This window comes from Microcoleus sp. A006_D1 (assembly GCF_036702805.1).
In the GTDB taxonomy this organism is placed as follows: Bacteria; Cyanobacteriota; Cyanobacteriia; order Cyanobacteriales; family Microcoleaceae; genus Microcoleus.
Map to the genome: position 1 here is coordinate 147,046 of NZ_JAUBVZ010000002.1, position 23,508 is coordinate 170,553.

General features: G+C 46.9%; 18 protein-coding genes and 1 tRNA gene. 11 read left to right on the forward strand and 8 right to left on the reverse strand.

Features of this window, described 5'->3' with window-relative positions; genetic code table 11:
- The 3 genes from QUB68_RS03555 to QUB68_RS03565 all read left to right on the forward strand — a co-directional run.
- A partial coding sequence (locus QUB68_RS03555; protein ID WP_332989459.1) for a CHAT domain-containing protein occupies window positions 1–2,450 on the forward strand: 2,450 nt, incomplete at its 5' end.
- A complete protein-coding gene (locus QUB68_RS03560) occupies window positions 2,450–2,914 on the forward strand; it encodes a hypothetical protein (RefSeq protein ID WP_332989460.1) in 465 nt (154 codons plus the stop codon). The genes QUB68_RS03555 and QUB68_RS03560, both read left to right, overlap by 1 nt.
- Window positions 2,907–4,289 carry a hypothetical protein gene (locus QUB68_RS03565; protein WP_332989461.1) on the forward strand — a complete coding sequence of 461 codons (1,383 nt, stop codon included), beginning with the start codon at window positions 2,907–2,909 and terminating at the stop codon, window positions 4,287–4,289. Before QUB68_RS03560 ends, QUB68_RS03565 begins: the two co-directional genes overlap by 8 nt.
- 19 nt (window positions 4,290–4,308) lie before the next feature.
- On the opposite strand, the gene QUB68_RS03570 is transcribed toward QUB68_RS03565, so the two are convergent.
- The 4 genes from QUB68_RS03570 to QUB68_RS03585 form a co-directional block, all read right to left on the reverse strand.
- Window positions 4,309–4,950: a hypothetical protein gene (locus QUB68_RS03570; RefSeq protein WP_332989462.1), complete on the reverse strand. Its 642-nt coding sequence runs from the start codon at window positions 4,948–4,950 to the stop codon at window positions 4,309–4,311.
- A 16-nt stretch (window positions 4,951–4,966) separates the two neighbouring features.
- Complete coding sequence (locus QUB68_RS03575) at window positions 4,967–5,917, reverse strand: PIN domain-containing protein (RefSeq protein ID WP_332989463.1); 951 nt, start codon at window positions 5,915–5,917, stop codon at window positions 4,967–4,969.
- 347 nt (window positions 5,918–6,264) lie between these two features.
- Complete coding sequence (locus QUB68_RS03580; RefSeq protein ID WP_332990149.1) at window positions 6,265–7,833, reverse strand: site-2 protease family protein; 1,569 nt, start codon at window positions 7,831–7,833, stop codon at window positions 6,265–6,267.
- Between the two features lie 397 nt (window positions 7,834–8,230).
- Window positions 8,231–8,304, reverse strand: a tRNA-Arg gene (locus QUB68_RS03585).
- A 68-nt stretch (window positions 8,305–8,372) separates the two neighbouring features.
- Between QUB68_RS03585 and QUB68_RS03590 the strand changes: the two genes are divergently transcribed.
- The 4 genes from QUB68_RS03590 to QUB68_RS03605 all read left to right on the forward strand — a co-directional run bounded on the left by QUB68_RS03590 (window position 8,373) and on the right by QUB68_RS03605 (window position 12,876).
- Window positions 8,373–8,540, forward strand: a complete 168-nt coding sequence (locus tag QUB68_RS03590) for a hypothetical protein (RefSeq protein ID WP_332989464.1) — start codon at window positions 8,373–8,375, stop codon at window positions 8,538–8,540.
- A 932-nt stretch (window positions 8,541–9,472) separates the two neighbouring features.
- A complete protein-coding gene (locus QUB68_RS03595; protein ID WP_332989465.1) occupies window positions 9,473–10,147 on the forward strand; it encodes an Npun_F0813 family protein in 675 nt (224 codons plus the stop codon).
- 555 nt (window positions 10,148–10,702) lie between these two features.
- Window positions 10,703–11,755 (forward strand): hypothetical protein, encoded by a 1,053-nt coding sequence (locus QUB68_RS03600; RefSeq protein WP_332989468.1) that lies wholly within the window; start codon window positions 10,703–10,705, stop codon window positions 11,753–11,755.
- Window positions 11,756–11,910: 155 nt separating this feature from the next.
- Window positions 11,911–12,876, forward strand: a complete 966-nt coding sequence (locus QUB68_RS03605; RefSeq protein WP_332989470.1) for a hypothetical protein — start codon at window positions 11,911–11,913, stop codon at window positions 12,874–12,876.
- 15 nt (window positions 12,877–12,891) lie between these two features.
- Here the strand turns inward: QUB68_RS03605 and QUB68_RS03610 are convergent, their stop codons facing one another.
- Both QUB68_RS03610 and QUB68_RS03615 read right to left on the reverse strand, forming a co-directional pair.
- Window positions 12,892–13,167, reverse strand: coding sequence for a LapA family protein (locus QUB68_RS03610; protein ID WP_332989472.1), 276 nt, complete (start codon window positions 13,165–13,167; stop codon window positions 12,892–12,894).
- Between the two features lie 365 nt (window positions 13,168–13,532).
- Window positions 13,533–15,074, reverse strand: a complete 1,542-nt coding sequence (locus tag QUB68_RS03615; protein ID WP_442923038.1) for a phosphoglucomutase/phosphomannomutase family protein — start codon at window positions 15,072–15,074, stop codon at window positions 13,533–13,535.
- 837 nt (window positions 15,075–15,911) lie between these two features.
- Here QUB68_RS03615 and QUB68_RS03620 point away from each other — a divergent pair.
- The gene (locus QUB68_RS03620) at window positions 15,912–17,006 is read left to right on the forward strand and encodes a hypothetical protein (protein WP_332989477.1); all 1,095 of its coding nucleotides are present in this window, start codon (window positions 15,912–15,914) and stop codon (window positions 17,004–17,006) included.
- Between the two features lie 336 nt (window positions 17,007–17,342).
- Here the strand turns inward: QUB68_RS03620 and bchM are convergent, their stop codons facing one another.
- Together bchM and nagA are read right to left on the reverse strand one after the other, a co-directional pair.
- On the reverse strand, window positions 17,343–18,029 hold the full coding sequence (gene bchM / locus QUB68_RS03625) for a magnesium protoporphyrin IX methyltransferase (protein WP_332989479.1): 687 nt from the start codon (window positions 18,027–18,029) through the stop codon (window positions 17,343–17,345).
- Between the two features lie 348 nt (window positions 18,030–18,377).
- On the reverse strand, window positions 18,378–19,607 hold the full coding sequence (gene nagA, locus QUB68_RS03630; protein WP_332989480.1) for an N-acetylglucosamine-6-phosphate deacetylase: 1,230 nt from the start codon (window positions 19,605–19,607) through the stop codon (window positions 18,378–18,380).
- A gap of 86 nt (window positions 19,608–19,693) precedes the next feature.
- On the opposite strand from nagA, the gene purE reads away from it, so the two are divergent.
- From purE to QUB68_RS03645, 3 genes are all read left to right on the forward strand, one after another.
- Window positions 19,694–20,221, forward strand: coding sequence for a 5-(carboxyamino)imidazole ribonucleotide mutase (purE, locus tag QUB68_RS03635; protein WP_332989482.1), 528 nt, complete (start codon window positions 19,694–19,696; stop codon window positions 20,219–20,221).
- Between the two features lie 76 nt (window positions 20,222–20,297).
- A complete protein-coding gene (locus QUB68_RS03640; RefSeq protein WP_332989483.1) occupies window positions 20,298–21,899 on the forward strand; it encodes an ammonium transporter in 1,602 nt (533 codons plus the stop codon).
- Window positions 21,900–22,415: 516 nt separating this feature from the next.
- Window positions 22,416–23,336, forward strand: a complete 921-nt coding sequence (locus QUB68_RS03645; RefSeq protein WP_332989485.1) for an SGNH/GDSL hydrolase family protein — start codon at window positions 22,416–22,418, stop codon at window positions 23,334–23,336.
- Window positions 23,337–23,508: the final 172 nt, after the last annotated feature.

Sequence of the window (23,508 nt, forward strand, 5' to 3'; positions counted from 1 at the left end):
ATTTAGGAAAGTATGAAGAGGCGATCGCATCCTACGACAAAGCTTTAGAAATCAAACCAGATAAACACGAAGCCTGGTACAATCGGGGCATTGCACTGCGTAATTTAGGAAAGTATGAAGAGGCGATCGCATCCTACGACAAAGCTTTAGAAATCAAACCAGATAAACACGAAGCCTGGAACAATCGGGGCCTTGCACTGTATAAATTAGGAAAGTTTGAAGAGGCGATCGCATCCTACGACAAAGCTTTAGAATTCAAACCCGATGATCACGAAGCCTGGTACAATCGGGGCATTGCACTGTATAATTTAGGAAAGTTTGAAGAGGCGATCGCATCCTACGACAAAGCTTTAGAAATCAAACCAGATTTTCACGAAGCATGGATTAATCGGGGTAATACCGTCGCAAGCGCACCTAGATATAACCACTTGATTTATGAAATGTTGCAGCTACAATTCCCTGCTTCTCCACCAGTAACTAGAACTATTTCAAATCCCAACCTAAATCGACGCGGCTATGAAGGGCGAATATTCACATTAGAAGCAGGCTTGGAGTATTGCCAAGAAAAAACCCACCCCGAAGGCTATGGAAAGCTGCATAAAGCACTAGGAAATGCTCACTACAATCGAGGAAAACTAAATTCTCCCCACACCTATTGGAGTAAAGCTGCTGCCAGCTACAAAGCAGCCCTCAAAACTTTAACTAAAGAAGCTTTTCTGGAACTACATCTAGAAATTTTGCAGGCTTTAATCAAAACCTTAGTCGGCTTAAAGGAAACTGAGGAAGCCAATAAAATACAGCGAGATGCAACCGATTTATTACATCGCTTACTAACAGATAAAAACTATTCCCAACTCAGCGAAAAACAACTAGCCGACAAATTGGTTAGGTTTGAACAATTAACCGTAAATATTTTCATGCAGTCTGGGCAATTAACCGAAGCATTAGAAACAGCAGAACAAGATAAAAATGTCTGCTTATCTTGGCTGCTAAACGCTTTACCAATTCCCCATTACCAAGAAGAGACAGAAGCAACAGTCACTCACCCTCAAATTCAGCAACTTCTCAATCCCACAACCTGCGCGATTTACTGGCATCTCAGCGATGCAGCATTAACAACATTCATCATTAAATCCGATGAATTGCTGTCACCCGAAGACTGTTATACCAAATCCCCAGATGAATTTGAAGAATGGGTGAAAGATTGGAATCAACAATATGCCGATTATCAAGATAAATCCCAGGAAAACGCCAATAAACAAAACCATCCTTGGCGCGCCGAAATGCCCAGTAAATTTGCACTGCTCAAAGATATTTTGCAGATTTCCAACATTGAACAGCAATTACAATCAAACGGTATTACCAACTTAATTCTGATTCCTCACCGCGACTTGCACCGCTTCCCGATTCATGCTTTATTTAGCAGTGAATTTGTGATTACCTATTTGCCTAGTGCTCAATTTGGGCTGAGTTTGAAACATCGGTTGAATTCCGAAATTTCTCGCTTATCTCCAAGTTCTGATCCCCCTAAATCCCCCTTAAGAAGGGGGACTTTGAACACTCCGGTTTATCCCGACACAATCGAGACTTTGAACACTCCAGTTTTCCCCGACACAATGGAGACTTTGAACACTCTTGTCCCCCCCTTCTTAAGGGGGGCTAGGGGGGATCAGGCCTCGGCTATAAACGATAAAAACTCTATCCTCAGTATCGAAAATCCCGACAGTATCATCATTGATGAAAACGGCCAACGAAAGAAATTGCTTCCTTTACCAGCCGCCGAAATAGAATCCGAAATCATTTGCCGAATGTTTGCCAAATCTACCCGACGGGGAGAAAATGCAGCTACCCTCGATGAAGTCACCAGATTATTGCCACAGCCGCACCACATTTTTCACTTTACCGGACACGGTAGCTATGATTTTGACAATCCTCAACAATCAACTTTATACTTAAGCGATACTCACCGATTAACAGTCAAAGAAATCATCCAACTCAACCTCAGTAACTACAAATTAATCTGCCTTTCCGCCTGCGAAACCGCAGTCACAGACAAGCAAACAATTCTCGCCGAATATGTAGGATTAATCAGCGGTTTCATGCGCGCGGGAGTTGGCTGTGTCGTCAGTACCCTGTGGCCAGTCCAATCCGGGGCGAGTACGTTATTAATGATAGACTTTTACCGACGGTGGCGAGAAGGTGGCGATTCCCTACCCGTCGCCTTAGCAAATTCTCAAAAATGGCTGCAATCAGCCACAGGCGAAGATTTAGCCGCTTGGTGTCAGCGGGAAATTGACAAGATTTCCGAAAACAGCAGCGAACTTTCTGAAGATGAAGTTAGCCTGCGCCGATTCTTTAAAAGCAATCGGCAAAACTTGGCTAAAATGGGATTAGACCAACCCTATCAACATCCGTATTACTGGGCAGCCTTCACTCTAACGGGATTATAATGAAAAACAACAAAGACGATATTTTTACTGCTTTTATTGGCGCTGTACTCCAACAAACAGAACCGCTACCCGCAGCAGTTCAATCAGAGTTTAATAAAATTGATCAAACTTTCACAACTATCGATATCGAAAGACTTGCAGAATTGCATCCCCCTCTGCTAGCTGCTTATGAAAAGACTCATAATTGGTTGATGTATCATAGCAGTGAACGCAGCAAAGGATTAGATGTTTTACCGGATAGTGAATCTGAAAAAGAAAACACTACAAATCCCGAAATTAGTAACGTCGCCAGCGATATCAGCGATTTAACAAATTTGCCAAAAATCATCCAGCAAATCGATACCAAAGTTAAGCCGCGAGGGTTAAGAAAAATTCTGGGAAAAATCTTGCAAGCTGGGGATTCAGTGCAAGCAAGTCGGGATACAATTTTATTGTCAATAGCAGACAGTTTCGCCCATGACTAACGAAAATTGGCTGATTTACCCTACCGTCGATTTGTTTGTCTACGATTTAGCCGACGGTATCGGACAAACTGAGGACAAAATCAGCCAAAACCGCCAGCAGTTTTGGCAAAAAATCTATGGCGATAAACTCTCCCAGCCCCAGCAAGCACAACTCGAACAAACTGAAACCGAAATCGGTGATTACATCGATTTACTCGGCAACAAAAAAGTAAAAGCATTTGAATCTCCCCTCGATGGCTATGCTTATCCTGTCAAATTCGGCGATACTTATGCGGTGCAGTTTGACTTATCCGGCAAAATAGAACCCGACAGCGATCAGAAATTTGAACCAAAAGAAATCGATTGTTTAGAATGGCTGAAATCAACAATCATCTCGCGCTTGAGTCAACCTGCTACTATCGGTCAAAGTTGGCTAGTTTGGGGTGAATTGACTGGCGGCCAAGATGCTTTAGAAACTGCCAAAAATTGCTACAAAAAACTTAAGTTAGTCCCGAATGCTAAATGGGATAGGGATTTAAAAACGTCAGGGCAATTTTTAGGAGCAAATCTTTATGAATTGTGGCTACCTCCGGGAGACAGAGGCAATATCAGCCAAAATTATCATGTGTTAATTTGCTTATTTCCTAACAGCGGCGAGGCCTCAATTCCCACTACCCGTGACAAAATAACTAAACTTTATCCGCAGTTTCTCCGATTATTTGGATACCGCAATAAGGTGATATGGGCTTATCAACAAAGCCGCCAACTTAAGTCTGACCTCAAGGATGCTTCGCGGAAGATTCAAGAAATAGTCATCCAACTGCCAGAACAAGTCAATGCTGCTAAAGTTGACCTCAAACAATTGCAGGAAAATCTGGTTAATTGCTTGACAATATTCTCGATTTATGCTAACTATATTAGTCGATTGGAAGAACAAGAAAATACAATTAAAACTAATCTCAAAAACTACGATAAACGGCTAAAAACAATAGCCAAGACAATGAGAAATCAAGAAAATGAGTTAGATTTTATGACGGATTTCAGCAAGTTTGCTGAAGACAAGTATATCACGCAAGTTAAAGCGGATAATAGAAGTTTGAGTGCGGGATTGCGGTTGTTGGAAAATGCGATCGAGACTGTAGAGGGGATTATCGAGATTGAGAGGGCTAAGAGCGATCGCACTTTAAACTTTACCATTGGTACAGTGGGCGTGGGCATTGGCACCAGCGGAGTCGCCGCCAGCATCTATGCCAGCCAAATCAACAGCCCAGCCAGCCCGCAAAATCCGATGTCTACGCATCAAGTTCTTGGATTGAGTCTGTTTCTGGGAATTTTCTTCGGTTTAGTAAGTGCGGGTTTATTAAAATTGCTTGACAGAAAGCGGGGATCGAAATGAACAATTCTGAGGATTTCTGTTAGTTAGCAGCCTTGACATCTTCCCACCAAACCTGGACATAGGGCCAGAATATTTTATCGTCATCTAGCTTGACTGTCACTTCATAGCGATCGATCTGAGTGAGTTCGCCCGTTTTACCATTCAACTGCAATTGTTTCGGATCGTCGGTGCAAATTTCTACCTTTTGATTCAACAGTGGTAGCATCTGCTTTGAAGAACCCTGAAACGGATTTTTGCCTCTAAGCGCATAGCCACCAATGAGAGATAAGTACATTAAAGTTAGGAAAAATACTGTACATACAGTCACAATTAACAGTGTTTTTTGTTGCGAAAAATTAGTATAAACGCTCGCAACTCCTATTACCATTGTTCCGAAAAACAACAAACTTGGCAGCAACAGCCCATCTCCCAGAAATAGGCTACAAAAAATCATCAGCGGTATCTGAAAACCAAATAATGCAGCTACCCAACTCCACCCAGTCAGCAACGATTCAGATAGTAGCCAATTCATTGCTACAGTAAGGGCGATCGCAATTCCTATGGCCCAAACTGATATCCCAGAATCGTAATATCTGACGGGAAGAACTACAAAAAAGAATAAAGCATAGGCAAAACCCGCCAAAGCTAAGGCTAATCCACTAATTATTTCATTCCAATTCAACTCCTGTCCCTCTCTCTTATTTAGGGTCGATCGACTTAACAAATTTTTGCACAGGCTGCGGTAGAGCCGGCACAAAAGTCTTTCTAAAACCCTTAACATCGAACACTCGCCACAAAATACCCACCGCTACCGTCAAGAAAAATAATGCTCCCAAAAGATTGAACACATTAGACAGAAAACCACTGTCCCTTTTTTTCGGAGCCGTAATATGTTTAACGCGATATACAGCGGGCTCGTAATCTCTCGACTCTTCGCGACTGCGCGGCGGCGTTTTGGGGCGCGAAGTCGCACTGCGGTTTCCAGTGAAACCCGTTTTATTAGTTTTGCTAGAAGTGCTGGGCGACTTCAACTCAGAAATGCCGCGCGTTCCTGTTAACTTGCTCGTAGAAGTCCCGATTTTGCCCACAGCAGCATCCTGAATTCTGCTGTTAGAGCGCTGAGTCGATTTGCGATCGGCTAAAGTTCGCATCAAACTTTGCAATTGCTGAGTCGCCGTCGGCGGGCGTTCCCCTTTCCGCGCCCAATTTAACACCATCGCCCCAGTAATCCCGCAGAGATTCGCAGCCCCCACAGAAGCCAGCCGCTTCAGCAGAGGCTGGCTGTTCGACACAAAAATCACCAATGCCTCCTGGTGTTCTTGAGCCAAACCGTAAACGCACTGAGCCGTCGCTACCACGAGCATTGCTTGCTTGCTTTGATTTTTGATCGAAGGTTCCAGAGCGCGGTGCGTCTCTTGAGCGTCAGTTGCAATCCAGCCGCTGGCGCCAAAAAAGCGCATAAACTCCCTAGCAACTTGCTCGATGGCTGGTTCTACTGCTTGGCCTGTGAGACGATCTATTTCGTCGTACACTACTTCCGGGATATAGCAAGTTCCCACCTTGGCATATTCTTGCCACACTTGGGTTCTGCCAGCCATCAAAACATCTGCATCAAAAGTTACCAATATAGGAGGAAGTTGATTAGCCATGACTTTATCCTAGATGCTCAGATAATTTATTTTCACTTTATCTATCGAGTTTAAACAAATTTTGGGGATTAAAAAAATCAACTTTTGGTAATAGATAAATGACCCGGGGCGCCGCTGTTAATTGGAAATTAGTATTGAGGAACACGATCGCCCTTCAGTTCCCCAGTGCGATCGCCCAATTTCTTTATTTTACTAATTTACCGCAACCAGAGAGCCGATCGCCCCCACCCGCGCGGCTGCTCGCGGCCCACCGCCCCAACATCATGCAACCGCAGGCCCGCGAGCCAAACCCACATCCAGTAACTCATTCCCGAGCCCCAATCGAAAATCGCCCATCGAAAATGGTATTAGTTTCCGATTCCCAGACGCCCAGCCAAAGCCGGAGTCAACGGTAACAGTGCTGCCACCATCAAGAACAAAGCTAGCAAACCCAAAGCCGCGCGAGCGTCGTCAGGCTCAGTCAGCTCGTTGAGGCTCGGCCGCTCCAGATTCCGCTGTAAAATCAGAATCACGATCGCCCAATATAGAGCCGCCTGATTAACTAAAGAAGCGATCGCCAGCACCACAAAAGTTGCCAAAGTAGCGCGACTTGCCATTTTGCGGCCGTAGATTGCTTGTACAATTCTACCCCCATCCAACTGTCCCGCCGGCATCAAATTAATCGCCGTGATTACCAAGCCCAACCAACCGATCGCTACCAGCGGGTGAATGTCAACAATCGGCTGCTGTAAGGCCGAACCCAAAACTACTTTTGCCAAAATTCCCACCAAAACCGAGCCCTGGAAATATTCTGCGGGAATTTGAAACAAACTGCCTGGGCTCGATAGTAGCAAACCCGTTACCAGCATTAGCAGAGAAACTGTTCCCCCAGCGGCTGGCCCGGCAAAAGCGATATCAAACAAAACTTTACGGTTGGGGAGCAGCGACTCAAAACGGTCGATCGCCCCAAAAGAACCTATCTGCCAAGTTGGTATAAAAAACGGCCAACTCAAACCAACATTGTACTTATTTGCCACCACTCGGCGAGCGATCGCGCCAGACCCTAAAACCGCCCAAATTCCTGCCACAATTGGCATAACTTCTAGATATCGACCCGGCGAATTAAAGAAATCGAAACCGAGCAGCAAACCCCCTGTTTCCAAGCTGGTAGCAATTGTTGCCAGCAGCAGCACGACTGCCAGGATTTTTTGAGATACGGTAGTTGGCTGCGGGTCGTTTGTGCTGGGCAAAATAATCACTACCGGCTTGTCGTCCTGATTTTCTACTAAAAATAGCCGGTAGCGATCGTTTAATTTTGCTTGCAAACTCGCCGTCAAACGCGCGTGTACTTGTTCGGGTTCTCCCCGAAGATTGCCTTTCAAGATTACCCCATCTTGATAGGGAATCGTTTCTGTGGCAAAGAAAGTATCGATGCCAAAGATGCCTTTAATTGCCTGGAGGTCTTCAACTGGAACGGGAATTATTTCTAATTCATTAGTTGCAGGCGATGTGACGATCTTAATACTTTCTTTTGCTGGCGGCTGTTCGTTTGGGGCAGACAAACCATTGCTTTGGGACTTGAACTTAGCAGGATCGAGGCGCGAGTCCAGCACTGCATCGGCTGCCGCCTTACGCAACTGACGGCCCAGATAAATGTACAATCCCGTGGATGCCACGAGCAGCAACAATACCGCAACTAGATTCAGGTAAATCCCGGCGGCGAACAAACCAAAGAACAGCAGCCAGGGACTCATCAGCGCCACTGACTGCAACCAAGCCAAAATTCCCAGTTTGCCTGCATCTTTGGCGCGATAAAATCCCCAACCCAGAATTAATATAGCAACCAATAAAAGTGCAATTGTTGCCGTATTTTCCGATGCAATTATCGGCATTCCGGTTGCTTGCGCAAATACGGGCTCTAATCGGTCGATCGCCATGCGGTCGAGTAATAGCATTAAATTTTGGCAAAAAATAGGAAATACAATTGCTGGGAACATTATCCAAAACCTGTCGGAAACTAGCCTGATTAATAAGGATAACCTCTGAGGGCTACTCGACCCACAACCGGCTGCTGCTATTTCAACTTCCGGGCGATCGGCTATTGACACAGCAGACTTTTTATGATAACACATCGGCTGTGACAAACATCTACTCAGAAAAGTAGCAGTGTCGGCATGGGAGCGGGAAGATTGACCGGCGGAAAAGCAGGCGGACTTGAATGTTTTTCTGATGCGGGCGGGTTCGGAAACAACTACGAAACAAATAAAATTTGGGCAGCTCTCTCCTTGACGGTAGAAAACAGGCCCAACTCTTAATAAGATTAGTTTGTGTTAACGGGTACGGCAGGACTTGAACCTGCGGCTCGCTGCTTAGAAGGCAGCTACTCTATCCAACTGAGTTACGCACCCAACTCAAAAATTGCTAACAACATCATTATTGTATCCGTACAGTGTGCGATCGAGCAAGTAAATATTTTATGACTTGCGCAGAAACCAGTTCGATCTACAAAAATACGGTGTGGAGCGCGATGGCTAGGGGGGAAAAAACCAAAGCGATCCGAGTCCCCTTGCGTCCACCAGAAGTGTATTTGACACTCCTCGACCTAGAGATGTTCGAGGATTCTTGCTTCATCCGTCCTCCCTAGAACTATTGCTAGTTCCCCGTTTGGATACGTCCACAAGCGCACACTCCAGGCCAGACCGCGTTTGAAACGATTTATTCAATTGCTTATATAGCGGTTCTCAAGCGTGGTGAGGTATGCCCACGGAGGCCTATGCCCACGGAGGCCTATGCCCATAGCCCTATGCCGTTCGCGTACCTCATATGAGAGCTCGAAAGGCTATAGCTCTTTCCTACACTATGTCGCACAAAGCTGAGCATTGTAGTTGGGGAGAACCCAATCCTGGCTCGAAGAAGGCGTATTACCGCATTGCCATAACTACAATATCGTACTTTGCGTTGACTATCAAATGATCAAAAGTCGTCCTAGAAGGACGAGGCTTTTAACCCAATTTTTCGGTCACAAAAGCTGGAGGGACTCACCTGCAAACAGCACAGTTGTCAAAAATTTACCGAAAAATTAGATATCGTCCTCAGATTTGAGGCATGAGTTGAGCTGGAGTGACTAATTTGCTGATAGGCTAGCATTCTGCTTGACTTGATCTTTGAGCAAAATGTGGTAGAACTAGGATTGAAAGACTCAGGTGAAAATCCCTGATGGTACGGAGCCTCTCTATAAGCTTCCTCTACGGCATCAAAGCAAAACAGTCAATCGCCCGATCAGCACGATCGCGAAAATCAAGCGTTGCCAGTACAGCAGTCGTAAGTTGTGCGCCCAGGATGTTCCTTGTTGCATTAGTTTATAGGCCCGGGTTGAGAGACAATCTCAGCTTAGTTTGTTAGCATTTGTTAGCAACAAAGTATCGGAACGCTTGAGGAGAGAATTATCTCTGAGCGATCGGGAGCAATCCTGCTAACTTAAGTAGGTTCGCTGAATCAAGAATCCCCTCGCCTCAAGGCTTGGGGAGTGTCAAAAGCACAGCACCTCGGCCATGACAGGAGTCAAATCGCAGTGTCATGTTTATTCTGAAACGGCAGGATGTTGAAATAACCAATTTTCAACACCCAAAACGGGATCAACAAATTCCCATTCTCAATTATCAGGGGCAGACTTTTCGCCTGATCAGCGCATTCAACGGCAAGCAAGCAGAAGACGCCAGAGCCTTGTGGCGGGATTTAACCGACAACCGAGGCAAAGCGTGCGTTCTGCTAGAAGAGCCGGATAGATACAGCGTCTGGGGAAAAGTTCGTTTGGATCAGCTTGCAGGTGAAGAACCAGCAGGTACAGAATCGGCCAAAGCACCACTGTTCGCACAGGGTTGTCTGCTGCTCCTCCAAGCTGTTTACTTCGATGTAGAAGACCTCTTAGGTGCAAGGCAAGCCGCATCGTTTCAGAAAGATATCGCCAAGGTATTTCAGCAGGGAAACTTCCCCCAGGCAGACTCCCCGGATGCGATCAAAAATTGGCTAACCGTTAGTCCCTTGCAAAATCATAAGGTGCCCCCTTGGCAAGAGCAGCATCTCAAGACCTTATTGCAAGAACTCTACCGTTTGGGCAAATCATATTTTGGCGATACGGGCTTCGCTGAGGGAGTGAGCGATGTGCTGCAAGATATGCCAGCACCGGATCGCACTCAGTTTCTAGATTGGCTGAAACAATCAGCCCTCAACAAGTTGTGGATTGCAGCATAAAAAATCTTTGACAATTGCTCAGACAATTGGGGTGAGATAATTGAGCTGAGATAATTGCACTCTTTGGGGGTACGCGATGGAGCAGGTAGGATTGCCAATTTCTATTGACAAACAAATTGTTGATTAGGTTTTGATGCCACCTAAAATCTGGCAATTTAAGTAAATTTCGATCGCAGTCCCCACCCACAATCAATTGATACCAGAGGGGAGTACGAAAGCAAAAAAAACAGAAAAAGTAACATTTGAGGGTATAATTTCAGAAATAGATTTGGTAGGGCAACAGCCTTAACGGTGAAGACAGAAACCGTATTTCTATCATTATATTTGCGGAAAAAAGATCGACTAACGACTAATTCCTGGAATTAGTAAAGAGAAATTATTCTTGCTTAGTCTTTCTAGAGTGTAGGAGGGCAAAAGTCCCTCCATACAGGCTGAGGACGCCAGTTTTTCCGGGAGCGTCAGATCAAGGTTTTTTGGCGAAATAATCCTCATCTACAATAATCAAAAATTGAGATGGGGTGCGTTCAACCGCTAGTTAGGTCTCGTGAAATCCCTATGAGTAGCACTTCAGAAAAGTCATCTACATCTCCATCTTTACTTTCAGCTCAGACTCTAGTGATTGTAGGCATTGTCTGGGCTGTAACGGCGCTGCTGTTCTTTTTGCTGTTCAGCGTCCCCCTCTCACAAGAAGAGGGTTTACCGCCTTGGTACTCGATCGGCACTTATATTTTTGAATGCGGAGCATACCTGGGAGCGGCTTTAGTTTGTTTTAGAAACTGGAGAAGCCCGCACATGGTCAGCGGGCGCAACGTCTGGCTGGGCATTGGCCTGGGGATGCTCTTCTATTTTATAGCCGGCGTGCTGTTCGGGATTTGGGAACTCTATTTCGAGTTAGACCCGGACGTTTCCCCAGCAGATGCGTTTTATCTGGGCAGCTATGTGGTGCTGATCGGGGGCATGGTTGTAGCTGTGACTTCCAAGCGGCTGAATCTAGAAATTTGGCAGTGGGGTTTGTTAGCGGGAATTGCAGCCTTTGGGATTGCTGTTGCTATCTGGGTTGCTGCACCTGACTCTTGGAGGGCACAGCTAGGAATGGCTCCGCCGGCCCAGGAAGTGGTGACAGGATCTGCACCAACAGCAAAAGGAAAAGGAAAAGCCCCTGCTATTGAAAATTCGTCTCAATCTAAGGGAAAAGGAGCGGCTCCGGCTGCTAAATCCGCACCCGAAGAAGAAACAGAAGCAACTAAAGCTCCCGCATGGGTAATAGCACTTGACAAGCAACTGTCGCCTTACGCCTATGCGATTAATTTGTTTTACATCGTCGGGGACGTTTTTCTGCTGATTATTGCTACTGCACTGCTGCTGGCGTTTTGGGGAGGACGTTTTTCCCAATCTTGGAGGATGATTGCGGCGGCAACTTTTTCGCTTTACATCGCAGATATGTACTTTAAATGGCGCGATACTCAGGCTGAGGGTAGTTATCAAAGCGGCAGTTTGCTGGAAGTCTTTTTTGTTTTCAGCGGCATCCTGTTCGGAATTGGAGCTATCTTGGAACATGACATCTCAACCCGTTCTCGTCAGAGCAGGCGGACTCGTCGCACCGCGTAGCGATTTGAGATTGGGGTTGCTGGGGCAAGGGATGAGAACGCGAAAGCTTTTTTGCCCTTGCCGACATCTTTCAATTCCTAATCGACGATGAAAAATCACAGTTCGCCGATCGCACTTCCTGCGTCTTTTCACGTCTTTTTGCTGGAAAACTTGGCATGACGCCCACAAAACTATCCGATTCAGACAAACAGGAACTCCTCAGGCTGTACCGACAGTCGGACGAGAATACGATCTCTTTGGCGAGGCGCTACGGAGTCAGCAGTTCGACAGTGAGGCGCATCCTTCAGGGCGCTTTGTCGGAGCCGGAATACGAATTTCTAGTCCAGAAAAAACAAAAGCGTTCGTCCGATCGCAGCAGCGTTGATGAAGCGGCAGAGGCGACAGAGGCGACTGCGGGCGATCGCCAAACCGCTCCTACAGATGCCCCCTTGTCCGAGTCAGTCTCAGTCCCGCAGCCAGTCGCAAATTCGAGGCCAACCATCCGAAAGCGTGGTTTATCAGCCGTTGAACCTGTTGCGGAGCCGGAAATTCGAGGAAGTTTACACTCGGATTTCGAGGTTTCTGAGTTACCAGATGCCGCAACCACGAATCTTGCTCCTAGCAGTAGTCACCGCGCTGCTGTGACTGGGGAAATGCAGGCAATGCTTGCAGGTGAAGATTTTAGCGATTTCGACGAGGATGAGGATGAGGATGAGGATGAGGATGAGGACGAGGATGAGGATGAAGAAGATTTAGAGGATGAAGATTCTCTGTTTGAAGCAAGTCTGCTGGGTTCGATGTCGGGGGAGTCTAACGAGCTGCGATCGACAGGGCCGATTCAAGTTTTGCCTTTAAGCGAAGCGTCTGTGCCCAAAATTTGCTATTTGGTAGTCGATCGAGCGGCAGAGTTAATCACAAGGCCTCTGAAAGCTTTTGGCGAACTCGGTCAAATTCCGGCGGCGGAAATTCGCGAGAAAACCCTGGCAGTGTTTGACAATCACCGAGTGGCCCGCCGATTTGCTACTCGCAATCAAAGAGTTTTCAAGATTCCTGACGGCAGGCTGCTGCAAAAAACAGCGCCTTACTTGCTAGCTAAGGGAATTACTCGGCTGCTGATTGACGGTCAGGTTTACTCACTCTAAACATTCAGCAATAACTTAATATTCTAGGGGCTCGGAGTCTTCGGGATTTGCCGGAAATTTAGGACCCGAACCAGGGGAATCCGAAAGGTTCCACAGCGGTTGCAGCAGCGCACCGCCGATTAGTCCCGTACTAATGCTCATCGCCAATACTAATCCTACGGGCATTTGTATGGATTTAAAAAAGATAAAGTTTAAGGCTACCGGGGCGGCGTTCTGCACTGAGATTATGCCGATCGCGCTGGCTAAAATTGCTACTAAAAAACTAATGGCGAGCAGAGGAATTGTTTTCATAAAAGGCTTGACAAGCTAATAATTTAACTTATATACTTGCTTTATAATCGAAATCCGTGTCAAAATAATATTTTGGCAACCATCCCATTATTAAATAATATACAACAAAATCCCAGAAAAAGTCAAGTAGATACGGGGAAAATTAGGAATTTTTTTGATTAATTTAAAATTTAAAAAAATAGAAAATTACCAGGCTCAAACTTTAACAAATGCAGCTTGAGGGCAAATATATAATTGGCAGACCAATATCAATGATTCATGTTCAGATGCCTTGCCAGAGTTCTAAAGAATACGTAAGGTGCGCTGGGCGCACCCTACAATCTCAAGGCGTAGGGGAAAACCCCCGCATTGGGATAAGTTGAAAGTTAAGCAGGTTCTAAGTGGGAAATTACCTTTTCCATGTATTCCGCAACTTTGGTTTGTTTTTCCAAAGAGTTGGTTTCCATGTAAACCCGCATCAAAGGTTCGGTTCCCGAAGGCCGCAGCAGTACCCAGCCGCCGTCTTCAAGATAAAGTTTAATCCCGTCTTTGCGGCCGATTTCCTTAACGCCAATACCCGCTATTTCTGTGGGGGGATTCTTAGTAAAAGAGTCCAAAACGGCTGTTTTGTGCGCGTCATCTAGGTGCAAGTCCAAGCGCTTATTGAACAGGGGGCCGTCGGCTTCCTTGATGGCTTCTTCGACTAACTGAGAAAGCGGTTTGCCTTCATAGGCGATCGCCTCAGCAACTAGCATATCAGCCAAAATCCCGTCTTTTTCGGGGATGTGACCCAAAATGCTCAAACCGCCCGACTCTTCGCCACCGATGAGCACCGCAGTTTCCCGCATTTTTTCGCCGATGTATTTGAAACCGACTGCGGTTTCGTAGATTGTTAAACCGTATTTGGCGGCCAGATTGTCAAGCAAGTGGGTAGTTGCGACAGTACGGACGATCGCCCCAGTCAAGCCTTTATTCTTCACCAAGTGGCGGGCCAACAGCAACAGCACAGTGTTTGGAGTCAAGACATTTCCCAACTCATCAACTATACCAAAGCGATCGGCGTCGCCATCGGTAGCCAAACCCAAATCTGCCGAATCCTTCTTAACAGCTTCCACCAACTCGACTAACTGTTCGCCCTTGGGCTCAGGCATTCCGCCACCAAACAGCACGTCGCGGTAGGTGTGAAAACTTTCGACATCGCAGCCGCAGTGTTCCAAAACGCCGTCGAGATAGCCGCGAGAAGTCGAATAAAGAGCGTCGTACTTCACCTTCAACTTAGCAGAGCGAATCCGCTCTACATCGATCAAAGTATAAAGAAACTTCAGATATTCGGGTTTCGGGTCAAAAGTGGAGATTTTATCGTTGTGGTTGCCTTTGGCTGGGGCGTCAGAAGCGCCAGCAATATTTGCCACAATGGTATCAGTAATTTCCGGGGTAGCCGGGCCCGCGTAGTCGGGGATGTATTTGATGCCGCAGTAAGGTGCGGGATTGTGGGAAGCCGTGAACATCAGGGCGCCTGCGGAGTTGAGATGCTTGGCGCTGTAGGCGATGACTGGTGTCGGGCAATCTCGATCGACCACCATCACCGTCCATCCCAAATCTGCCAATACTTCCGCCGACGTGCGGGCGAATTCGTCTGCCAGAAAGCGGGTATCGTATGATACTAGAACTGGGCGGTCTTTGGTGTAAGCGGTTTCTAGGTAACTGGCGATCGCCCGGGTGACTTTTCGCACGTTGGCAAAAGTAAAGTCACGGGCAATCAGTCCTCGCCACCCATCGGTTCCGAACTTGATTTCTGTTGAATTGCTGGCGCTCATTTTTTCCACATCCTCTCGTCCTATTAATCCTACCCGAAGGCATAGGCTTAAACAGCTAGCGGCCGTGCTGTTTTTGAGGAGCGATCGCCCGTGGGGCTGAATCAACCTCATCTATCGTTGTAGGGGGAAGCTCCCTCAAAGGGCAGACGACTCGAACCACTCCCTGTTGCTAAGATGTTTTATCGAGCGGGTGAGTCGATCGAGATTCCGGTTTAGAAGCGTGATGGAGCGATCGAATGGATGCTAAGCAATGGCGGGCGATTCCTGCTCGGTATAGCTGCCATACCCTACCCTTCACCGAACCCCTACGGGGAACGGGAACCCCTGCGGGGAACAAGAACGCGAGAGCTAAGGCTTGACGGGGAAGCCAAAAAACTGATTCCAAAAAAACGCTGGCAATGGCATTCACGAAACGCAGAGCGATCTGATGCTCATCTCAGTTTTAATTATTTATTTATCTAAGTCGCTGGCTGTATGTGTTAAGGTTTCCTAAAAACATCAAGGCTGAAAAAAAAATCTAATCCACCTAATAAAATAAATTAATCAAAGGCACCGGCTCGTGATGTAGCCTAGATTTTTTGATAACTTAGGGCGATAGAGGGCAGCGCTGCCAAAACATATCGACTATTTCAAGGCTCAGTTTTTTCGAGGCAGACTTGACTTTAATTCTCACGTTTTAAGACAAGTTAATTATATTTTTTGCCGTGTTTACAGCTCAAGTAAAAAAAAAAGGGTGGCGATCGCATGGTGACTGTGATCTATCGCACAATCAATAGCCTTATTAACGTGCAGCTCGTATCAAGATGCAGGCAGTACAGCCAAATGGCCGATAACTTTAAGCACAATGGCGGATGACTGTCAGTTAACAAATGCAGAAGATTGTAGTTAACAACGTTAAAAATTAGGGGAATCGATCGGGTGCGACTTTATAAAAAAACGAGGTTTCTCATGACGGGTATTTCACAAATATCTTTAAAGTCTTTACCAGCAGCAGGCGAAATTCAACAGGGCGAGAGTCTTGCGTCACAGGGTATTACCGGAGCGGAGACTCACAAACTCCCAGAGGCTAAAGGCATCAGCGTTTCTTCCTTAGCATTTAGCTGGGCAAAAAAATATTACAGTACAGTGGCGGCACGAGAAAACCAAGCGCCGCGGCAAATTCCCCACAGCCCAGAGTCAAGTAATTTTGAGGGAAATCGAGCAAAAATAGTTGACAAATTAACAGATACGCTGAAAGTAGCCACCGAGATAGCTTGGAGTAGGGTAGAAGCGGTTTTAGGGGAACAAATAGAGCGGCACGCGATCGATCCGAGCTTAATTAATCAGGAAGAAATTGCCGCCGACACTCGCACCTTATATCGGAAAGCAATAGACGCTTACGGCGATAGAGAACCTGTTTTCCGCTTGTCAGTGCTGGTGGGAAAAGATATTGTCGAAGTGAGGCGGAAATACTCAGAGACAGATCCGTTAGTGCTGGGATTTGTAACGTTGGAGTTTCAATACACTAGCAAAATTTTGTTAGGATGTCTTTCGGAGTCAGAGCGATCGGAATTTGCACCCTACTTAAAAGTTGTAGACGACTACCTGCACATTCCCTACGGAGAGATTAACGAGGGTGCGGCGAATCAGCCCCCGAATTCAAAAGCTCTCTTAGCGGTTCAGCATTTGTTGCAGCACACGACTCAGATTGCTAGTGCAGTCTACGATAGAGCTAGTTCCCAGCATCAAGGATACCGCAGCAGCAGCGGTTATTTGAGCGATCCGCAGGTAAAAATTTCTGGTATTCGGGATGTGGAGATTTTTCAAAGCTATTTGTGCTGGTGCGTTTTGGCAGAAAGCATTGGCCCGATACAGCAAGAATTGTTTCCAATTTGTGTGATGCTTTACCCCAAACTTCATGTAAGTTGGGAGTTAGTGCAGGATATGCTGCTGATTTTATTTTGGGAAATATCCGATCGCCTTCCCGCTGCGGATGTGATGGTATTTTTACCTTACTTACGCACTTTGACAGAGATGTTTTCGAGCAATGTGTTTGAGAATTAGGGAATTGGGAATTGGGAATTGGGAATTGGGAATTGGGAATTGGGAATTGGTAATTGGTAATTGGTAATTGGTAGTTCCTATAAGCTGACTGAGGTTTCTGGAGGGAAAAATAATCGCCCGCAGTGTGTCTGATCCCTGGTGCTTGTAGGAGAATTTGCCATACCTCATCTTTCTGAGAACTGCTATAGTATTTAATGGCGAATTGGCAATTAGGATATAAGTTAACGTCAATCACTTGTGATTGAGGTTAATTGTTGGCGTAACTGGGTGAAGGAAAGGTGCGCGCTGCGCACCCTACGTTTACGATAGAGTCAGTTTTAAGCCAATATTTTTAGTTTATTTGCGAACAGCTTCCAGCAAGCGAGAATAGTAAAAGCTAGTGCTATTTAGGGCTGCTCTATTGACAACAAAGCCGTTGCTTTCTAGGATTTTGATAATATCTGCTTCGCGGTGCTGATAAGCGCGGGTAGTTTTGCTCGGGCCGGGGAAAAGTTCGCCAAATTTTTTGAGGGCGGTAAGTGCTAAAGTTTTGGGAGCAAAACTCAGAATTAATCGCGATTGGGCGATCGAACTTAGGTGAGCGATCATTTCCGCAGCCTTACTCTGAGGATAGTGGATCAGCACGTCCAGGCAAATAACGGTGTGAAATTGGCCCGTTAAAGCTTCCAAATCTTGGGCGGCGAAGGAGATGTTGTACAGCTTGCCGGGGACGGCTGTCGATCGATCGTAGGCTTCTGCTACCATCTTTTCAGAGATATCGCTAGCGCAAACCATTGCCCCAGCCTCAGCCAGAGGAATGCTCAGAGATCCCACACCGCAGCCGGCATCGCAGATACCAAGCCCGGGCAAATTGCCGTCTGCTTTCAGCCATTCGATGACTGTATCCACTGTTTTCTGGTGCCCGGTGCGGATGTCTAGCTGCACTTTGTTGACTTCACCGTCGCCGTAAATTCGCTGCCAGCGATCGAATCCCGTCGAGTTAAAATACTGTTTAACTATAGTCTTGTCGTCTACCAAATTCATCGGTTTGCCTGCTGCTGAGTTATTGCCAACGGTTAGATATTATAGCAGAAGAAGGAAGAGTTGATAGTTGACAGTTGACAGTTGATAGTTGACAGCTTGTCCGCTCCCGACTTGCCCGCCCGCGAAGTCGAGGGGAGTCGTTGGGTTGACAATTGATAGTTGACTGAAGGAAGAAGGAAGAAGCAATCTAACGCAAGCATTTCAGAAAGTCATAATTTCCTAATAATCTGACCCAATTGGTCTTATATACCAATCTGGAGCGAAAAACGCACAACTTACCACAACTGATTTTAGCTAAATTCTAGATTAAAACTTCAAATCTCAAACCGTAAATCTCAATTCTCAGATCTAAAATAGTCTGTGCCAAGTCAATTCTTTTGTCACCTCATTTAAATTCCAGCGCAACATTTGAGTTGCCGGTTTGCCGATAATTCCCGAAAGTCCCATCGCCTTTCTGGGAGATTCAGTTGCTAGGGCGATCGCACTTTCGGCATCGCAAATCCCCCACTTCACCAAATTCTGCACTCCCGCCAACAGTGGCAGAGTTGTACCTGCCAAAGTAGCAGATTCCAGGGGCGAGTGGTAATCTAATCTTACCCAAGCTGTACCTTTTCTGACTTCAATTTGTCGGGAATCCCAAGGATAAACACCGTCAGGCAAACCCAAAGGAGCTAAAGCATCGCTGACCAAAAAAACGCCTGTTTCGTACTTGCCAGCGCGCAGCAAAAAATCGATCATTGTCGGAGAAACGTGCCTCCCGTCAGCAATTAAACCGCATTTGACGCCCGGATAAACGATCGCCGCGCCCAACAAACCCGGTTCTCGGTGGTGCAAACTCGGCATCGCATTAAAAGCATGAGTTACCATTGAAGCTCCTTGGGCAAATGCTTGCTCCGCTTGCTCTGCCGTCGCTTGGGAGTGTCCGAGACTAACGGCAATTCCCAAACTTTGCAAATAGGGAATGACTTCGCCAGTGCTGTCTAATTCTGGTGCTAAAGTAATTATTTTGACAATATCGGCACAATCTCCTAAAACTTGCTTGACATTTTCTATAGTTAGCGGTAGTAAAAACTCAACTGGGTGAGCTCCTCGCTTCTGGGGGTTGAGAAAAGGGCCTTCGAGGTGAACGCCGAGAATTTCCGCTGTTTTGGGTTGATTGGTGGCGGCAGCGGCGGTTTTTACTGTGCGGATATAATCAGCTATCGCCCTGAGCGATCGCCTAAACTTATCCAGGGAAGTTGTCACCAAAGTCGGCAAAAAAGCATCGACTCCCTGATACCATAAAAATTGACAAATTTTCGGTAAAACTTCAATATCCTTGCTTTCTAAATCGGGGAAAGCCCAACCGAGAGCTCCGTTAATCTGCAAGTCAACACCGCCCAGAGAAAGCCAATCGCCTGCTGCATCAAGCAATTGCAAATTGGGAGGAGAAATACGTTTAAATACGGCGTCCATCGGACAAACTTCTTGAATGATGCCCGTTGCGTCAACAGCAAGCATCTGCAAATCCTGGCAACCGGGGAGGCGAGCATTGACAATATCTGTGCGGGCAGTAGTTGGGGTTTTGGCTTCAGTCATCACTATTTACGGGAAAATTTATAAGCTTGAGGGAATAGAATAATTTATGATTAGCATCTATTTGAAGTCTGAAATCTTAAAATTGCATGAATGAACCGACAGTTGGAATTATCATGGGCAGCGATTCGGATTTGCCAACCATGAAAGATGCGATCGCAGTTTGCGAAGAATTCAATGTACCTTGCTCGGTAGCGATTGTCTCGGCCCACCGCACTCCCGAGCGCATGGTGGAATACGCTCAAACCGCCCACCAACGGGGCTTTAAAGTAATTATCGCAGGTGCTGGAGGAGCAGCGCACCTTCCGGGTATGGTAGCATCTTTAACACCTTTGCCGGTAATTGGCGTGCCGATAGCGAGCCGCCACCTGCAAGGAATAGATTCCCTGTACTCGATCGTCCAAATGCCAGCCGGGATACCCGTAGCAACAGTGGCGATCGGCAATGCTAAAAATGCTGGCTTGCTGGCAATTCAAATATTAGCAGTTTCCCAGCCAGAATTGCTAGAGCGAATTCTGGCTTACCGCAAAAACTTGTCCGAATCTGTAATGAAAAAACAAAGTCTGCTAGAAGATATAGGCTATCAGAATTATCTCAATCTGAACAATAATCTATAAACTTCTGTAGTAAAATTGGAAAGTTTTCGGAATATTGCTGAGCTGATTAGTTGTAAAGAGGGCGAAAGTGATTAAAATGACTGTCGGAAAGAAAAACTCGAAACAAGTCAGGCGGGAGTCTTTGAATGTCCCAGCAGCTAAGTTTTTGACGAAAGTCAGCAGGTTCAAGAAATTACAAAGGACGATCGCCCGCCTGAGCCCCAGTTGGCAAGCCTGCATACCTTTAGCTGCCATCATCGTCTTAATCTGGGGATATGCGGCGGTAGCCCAAACCCCTCCCGCGCCAACCACCGAGGAACAATTAGCAAGCCTCAAGGTGGGCATGGATACGATGTGGGTAATGGTGACTGGGATGCTAGTGTTCTTTATGAACGCGGGTTTCGGGATGTTGGAAACTGGTTTTTGCCGCCAGAAAAATGCAGTTAACGTGCTGGCAAAAAACTTGATTGTGTTTGCGCTGTCTACGATCGCATATTGGGCGATCGGCTTTGCCTTAATGTTCAGCGACGGCAACGGTTTTATCGGCAACAGCGGCGGATTTTTTCTGTGGAATGTAGCTGACAACAGCCCCGCCACAGGAGACGCTTATCAAGGCATTTTCGACTCGCTAAACTGGACGGGAGTACCCCTCAACGCTAAATTCTTTTTCCAATTAGTTTTTGCCGGAACTGCTGCCACGATCGTTTCTGGGGCAGTTGCAGAGCGAATTAAATTCCTGGAATTCTTAATTTTCTGCTTGCTGTTAGTAGGCATTGCTTACCCAATTACCGGACACTGGATTTGGGGCGGAGGCTGGCTGGCAAAAGCTGGCTTCTGGGATTTTGCCGGTTCGACAGTGGTTCACTCGGTAGGCGGTTGGGCTGCTTTGATGGGAGCGGCATTTTTGGGGCCGCGGATCGGCAAGTACCGCGACGGGGATACTGTGGCGATGCCGGGACACAATATGAGCATTGCCACCCTGGGCTGTTTGATTCTGTGGTTGGGTTGGTTCGGGTTCAATCCCGGTTCGACAATGGCAGTCGATCCAAATGCGATCGCCCACATTGCGATCACCACCAATACCGCTGGTGCTTTCGGAGGTGTTGCTGCCATGATTACAGCTTGGCTGTACCTGGGAAAACCTGACCTGTCGATGATTATCAACGGCATCCTCGCCGGCTTAGTCGGGGTAACAGCGAGCTGCGCTTGGGTCAACATACCCAACTCTGCCATTATTGGCACGATCGCCGGTATCCTGGTAGTTTTCGCAGTAACTTTCTTCGACAACTTGAAAATTGACGACCCTGTAGGAGCAACTTCAGTTCACTTAGTCTGCGGCATCTGGGGAACTCTGGCAGTTGGGCTGTTTGCTGACGGGCCGACAACTGGAATTTATACCGCAGGCCCGAAAGCGGGATTGTTTGTCGGCGGAGGTTTCGATCAACTAATACCGCAGTTGATGGGGATTATCTCTGTAGGCGGGATGACCGTGCTGCTGAGTACGATTTTTTGGGCGGCGCTCAAAGCTTTGTTGGGTATCCGGGTTTCTGCTGTAGAGGAGGCTGAAGGTTTGGATATCGGCGAACACGGGATGGAAGCTTACACCGGGTTTGTCAAGGAAACTAGCTCGGGCAACAGAAGTGAGAGCGGCTACGGCGGTTCTGCTGGGGGTTCTGGGGGCAGGGCTACCAAACTGTAGAGCGCGCGAAGAGATCGACTTTCTTCAGCTTTATGGCCCTCGATCGGCGATTTTTGCGCTAATCTAGGGCTTTATTCTGAAAAACCAACATCTGAAATCCCCCGCCCACAGATGCAGTCCCCCACACACTCTTGACCCTTTTAAACCCGGTTTATCGTTCTAATTATCTTGCTAAAATCACGCAATTACTTAAAAAAACCGGGTTTTTGCGTCGGGCAGCCTGGTAAAAAAAAATGCAACAGTAGAAAAGCTCTAAATTTTGATGCAGTAAGTAATTCCCAAATCTAAAATCTAAAATCTAAAATCTAAAATCGTATGATTTCTGTGCAAGAAAGTTTGGTAGGCAGATTTTTTATGGTAGAGTAGTGCGAAAAAGTAAAGTTCTGCATCGCCGTCGCGCCCAACACAGCACAGTGCTTGATTCTTACAAGAATCGAGGCGAAAATTTAACGGTAAAATTTGATGCAGCAATCAGTGCCAATTATTCAGTGTGGTGCCTGCAAATCGCTTGAGTTTATGGAGAAGTTTGGAGGAGTTAGCAGAAGTAGAACTCATAAATCCCTCTTGGGGATGGAGATGAGCCGATCGAAAACTGTTCCGGTTTGGGCTGTGCTATCTCTGCTGACAAACGCGGTACTGATACTCGCAGTCGCTCAACTGCTGCGGGGACACAACTTGACAGAAAGCTCTCCTGCGAGTGCTGCGGTAACGGCAGAAGGCACTGAGGAACTAATTCGACAGCCGACGACGACGGCGACAAACTCTGCAAAGGCAGTGTCAGACTTGCCTGTTGCCGGGCCGCGACACAAATGGTCTTACCAGCAGTGGGTGACGCAGTTGGGGCGGGAAGCTGAGGCGGCGGCGGCCAATCGCCCCCCAAAACTCAGTGTTTTGGCTGGGGATTCTCTGAGTATGTGGTTTCCCACGAAGCTGTTACCGCCCGATCGCATTTGGCTGAATCAAGGGATTTCGGGGGAGACTTCCGTAGGTTTGCTGAAGCGGTTGCAGTTGTTCGATCGAACTGTGCCCGATACGGTGTTTGTGATGATCGGGATTAACGATTTGTTGCGGGGGGCCAGCGACGAAGGGATTTTGGACAATCAGCGGCAGATTATCCGCGATTTGCGGTGGGCTCACCCGAAAGCACAAGTGGTGGTGCAGTCGATTTTGCCGCACAGCGGGGAACAAGCTACTTGGGAAAATCGCGATCGATTGTTGGCAATTCCTAACAGTCGGATTCGGGCAATCAATCGGCGGCTCCAAGAAATTGCTACTTCTGAAAATGTTTTGTATCTGGATTTGCAGCCACTGTTTGCGGATGCTGACGGCAATTTGCCAACCGAACTCAGCACAGACGGCTTGCACCTCAACGATCGAGGTTATCTGGTTTGGCGATCGGCCCTGCAAATGTTTGGTCAGATGCAGTTGAAAAATTAGTCATTAGTCATTAGTCGTTAGTCATTAGTCATTAGTCATTAGTCATTAGTCATTAGTCATTAGTCGTTAGTCTGATGTTGAAGCAAGAAGGAAGATTTTCCCCCACTCTCCCCCTCTCTCCCTCTCCCCCTCCCCGCTTACTTTGCTTCGACCAGTGATGTCAAGTACCTGG

Bases quoted from the DNA above. Each gene is read 5' to 3' on its own strand.
- purE (WP_332989482.1), top strand. From the start codon at position 19,694: ATGAATGAACCGACAGTTGGAATTATCATGGGCAGCGATTCGGATTTG.
- nagA (WP_332989480.1), bottom strand. From the start codon at position 19,607: ATGACTGAAGCCAAAACCCCAACTACTGCCCGCACAGATATTGTCAAT.
- QUB68_RS03580 (WP_332990149.1), bottom strand. From the start codon at position 7,833: ATGGCGATCGACCGATTAGAGCCCGTATTTGCGCAAGCAACCGGAATG.
- QUB68_RS03605 (WP_332989470.1), top strand. From the start codon at position 11,911: ATGACGCCCACAAAACTATCCGATTCAGACAAACAGGAACTCCTCAGG.
- QUB68_RS03615 (WP_442923038.1), bottom strand. From the start codon at position 15,074: ATGAGGTTGATTCAGCCCCACGGGCGATCGCTCCTCAAAAACAGCACG.
- QUB68_RS03620 (WP_332989477.1), top strand. From the start codon at position 15,912: ATGACGGGTATTTCACAAATATCTTTAAAGTCTTTACCAGCAGCAGGC.
- QUB68_RS03575 (WP_332989463.1), bottom strand. From the start codon at position 5,917: ATGGCTAATCAACTTCCTCCTATATTGGTAACTTTTGATGCAGATGTT.
- bchM (WP_332989479.1), bottom strand. From the start codon at position 18,029: ATGAATTTGGTAGACGACAAGACTATAGTTAAACAGTATTTTAACTCG.
- QUB68_RS03645 (WP_332989485.1), top strand. From the start codon at position 22,416: ATGGAGAAGTTTGGAGGAGTTAGCAGAAGTAGAACTCATAAATCCCTC.
- QUB68_RS03640 (WP_332989483.1), top strand. From the start codon at position 20,298: ATGACTGTCGGAAAGAAAAACTCGAAACAAGTCAGGCGGGAGTCTTTG.
- QUB68_RS03565 (WP_332989461.1), top strand. From the start codon at position 2,907: ATGACTAACGAAAATTGGCTGATTTACCCTACCGTCGATTTGTTTGTC.
- QUB68_RS03595 (WP_332989465.1), top strand. From the start codon at position 9,473: ATGTTTATTCTGAAACGGCAGGATGTTGAAATAACCAATTTTCAACAC.
- QUB68_RS03610 (WP_332989472.1), bottom strand. From the start codon at position 13,167: ATGAAAACAATTCCTCTGCTCGCCATTAGTTTTTTAGTAGCAATTTTA.
- QUB68_RS03590 (WP_332989464.1), top strand. From the start codon at position 8,373: ATGACTTGCGCAGAAACCAGTTCGATCTACAAAAATACGGTGTGGAGC.
- QUB68_RS03560 (WP_332989460.1), top strand. From the start codon at position 2,450: ATGAAAAACAACAAAGACGATATTTTTACTGCTTTTATTGGCGCTGTA.
- QUB68_RS03600 (WP_332989468.1), top strand. From the start codon at position 10,703: ATGAGTAGCACTTCAGAAAAGTCATCTACATCTCCATCTTTACTTTCA.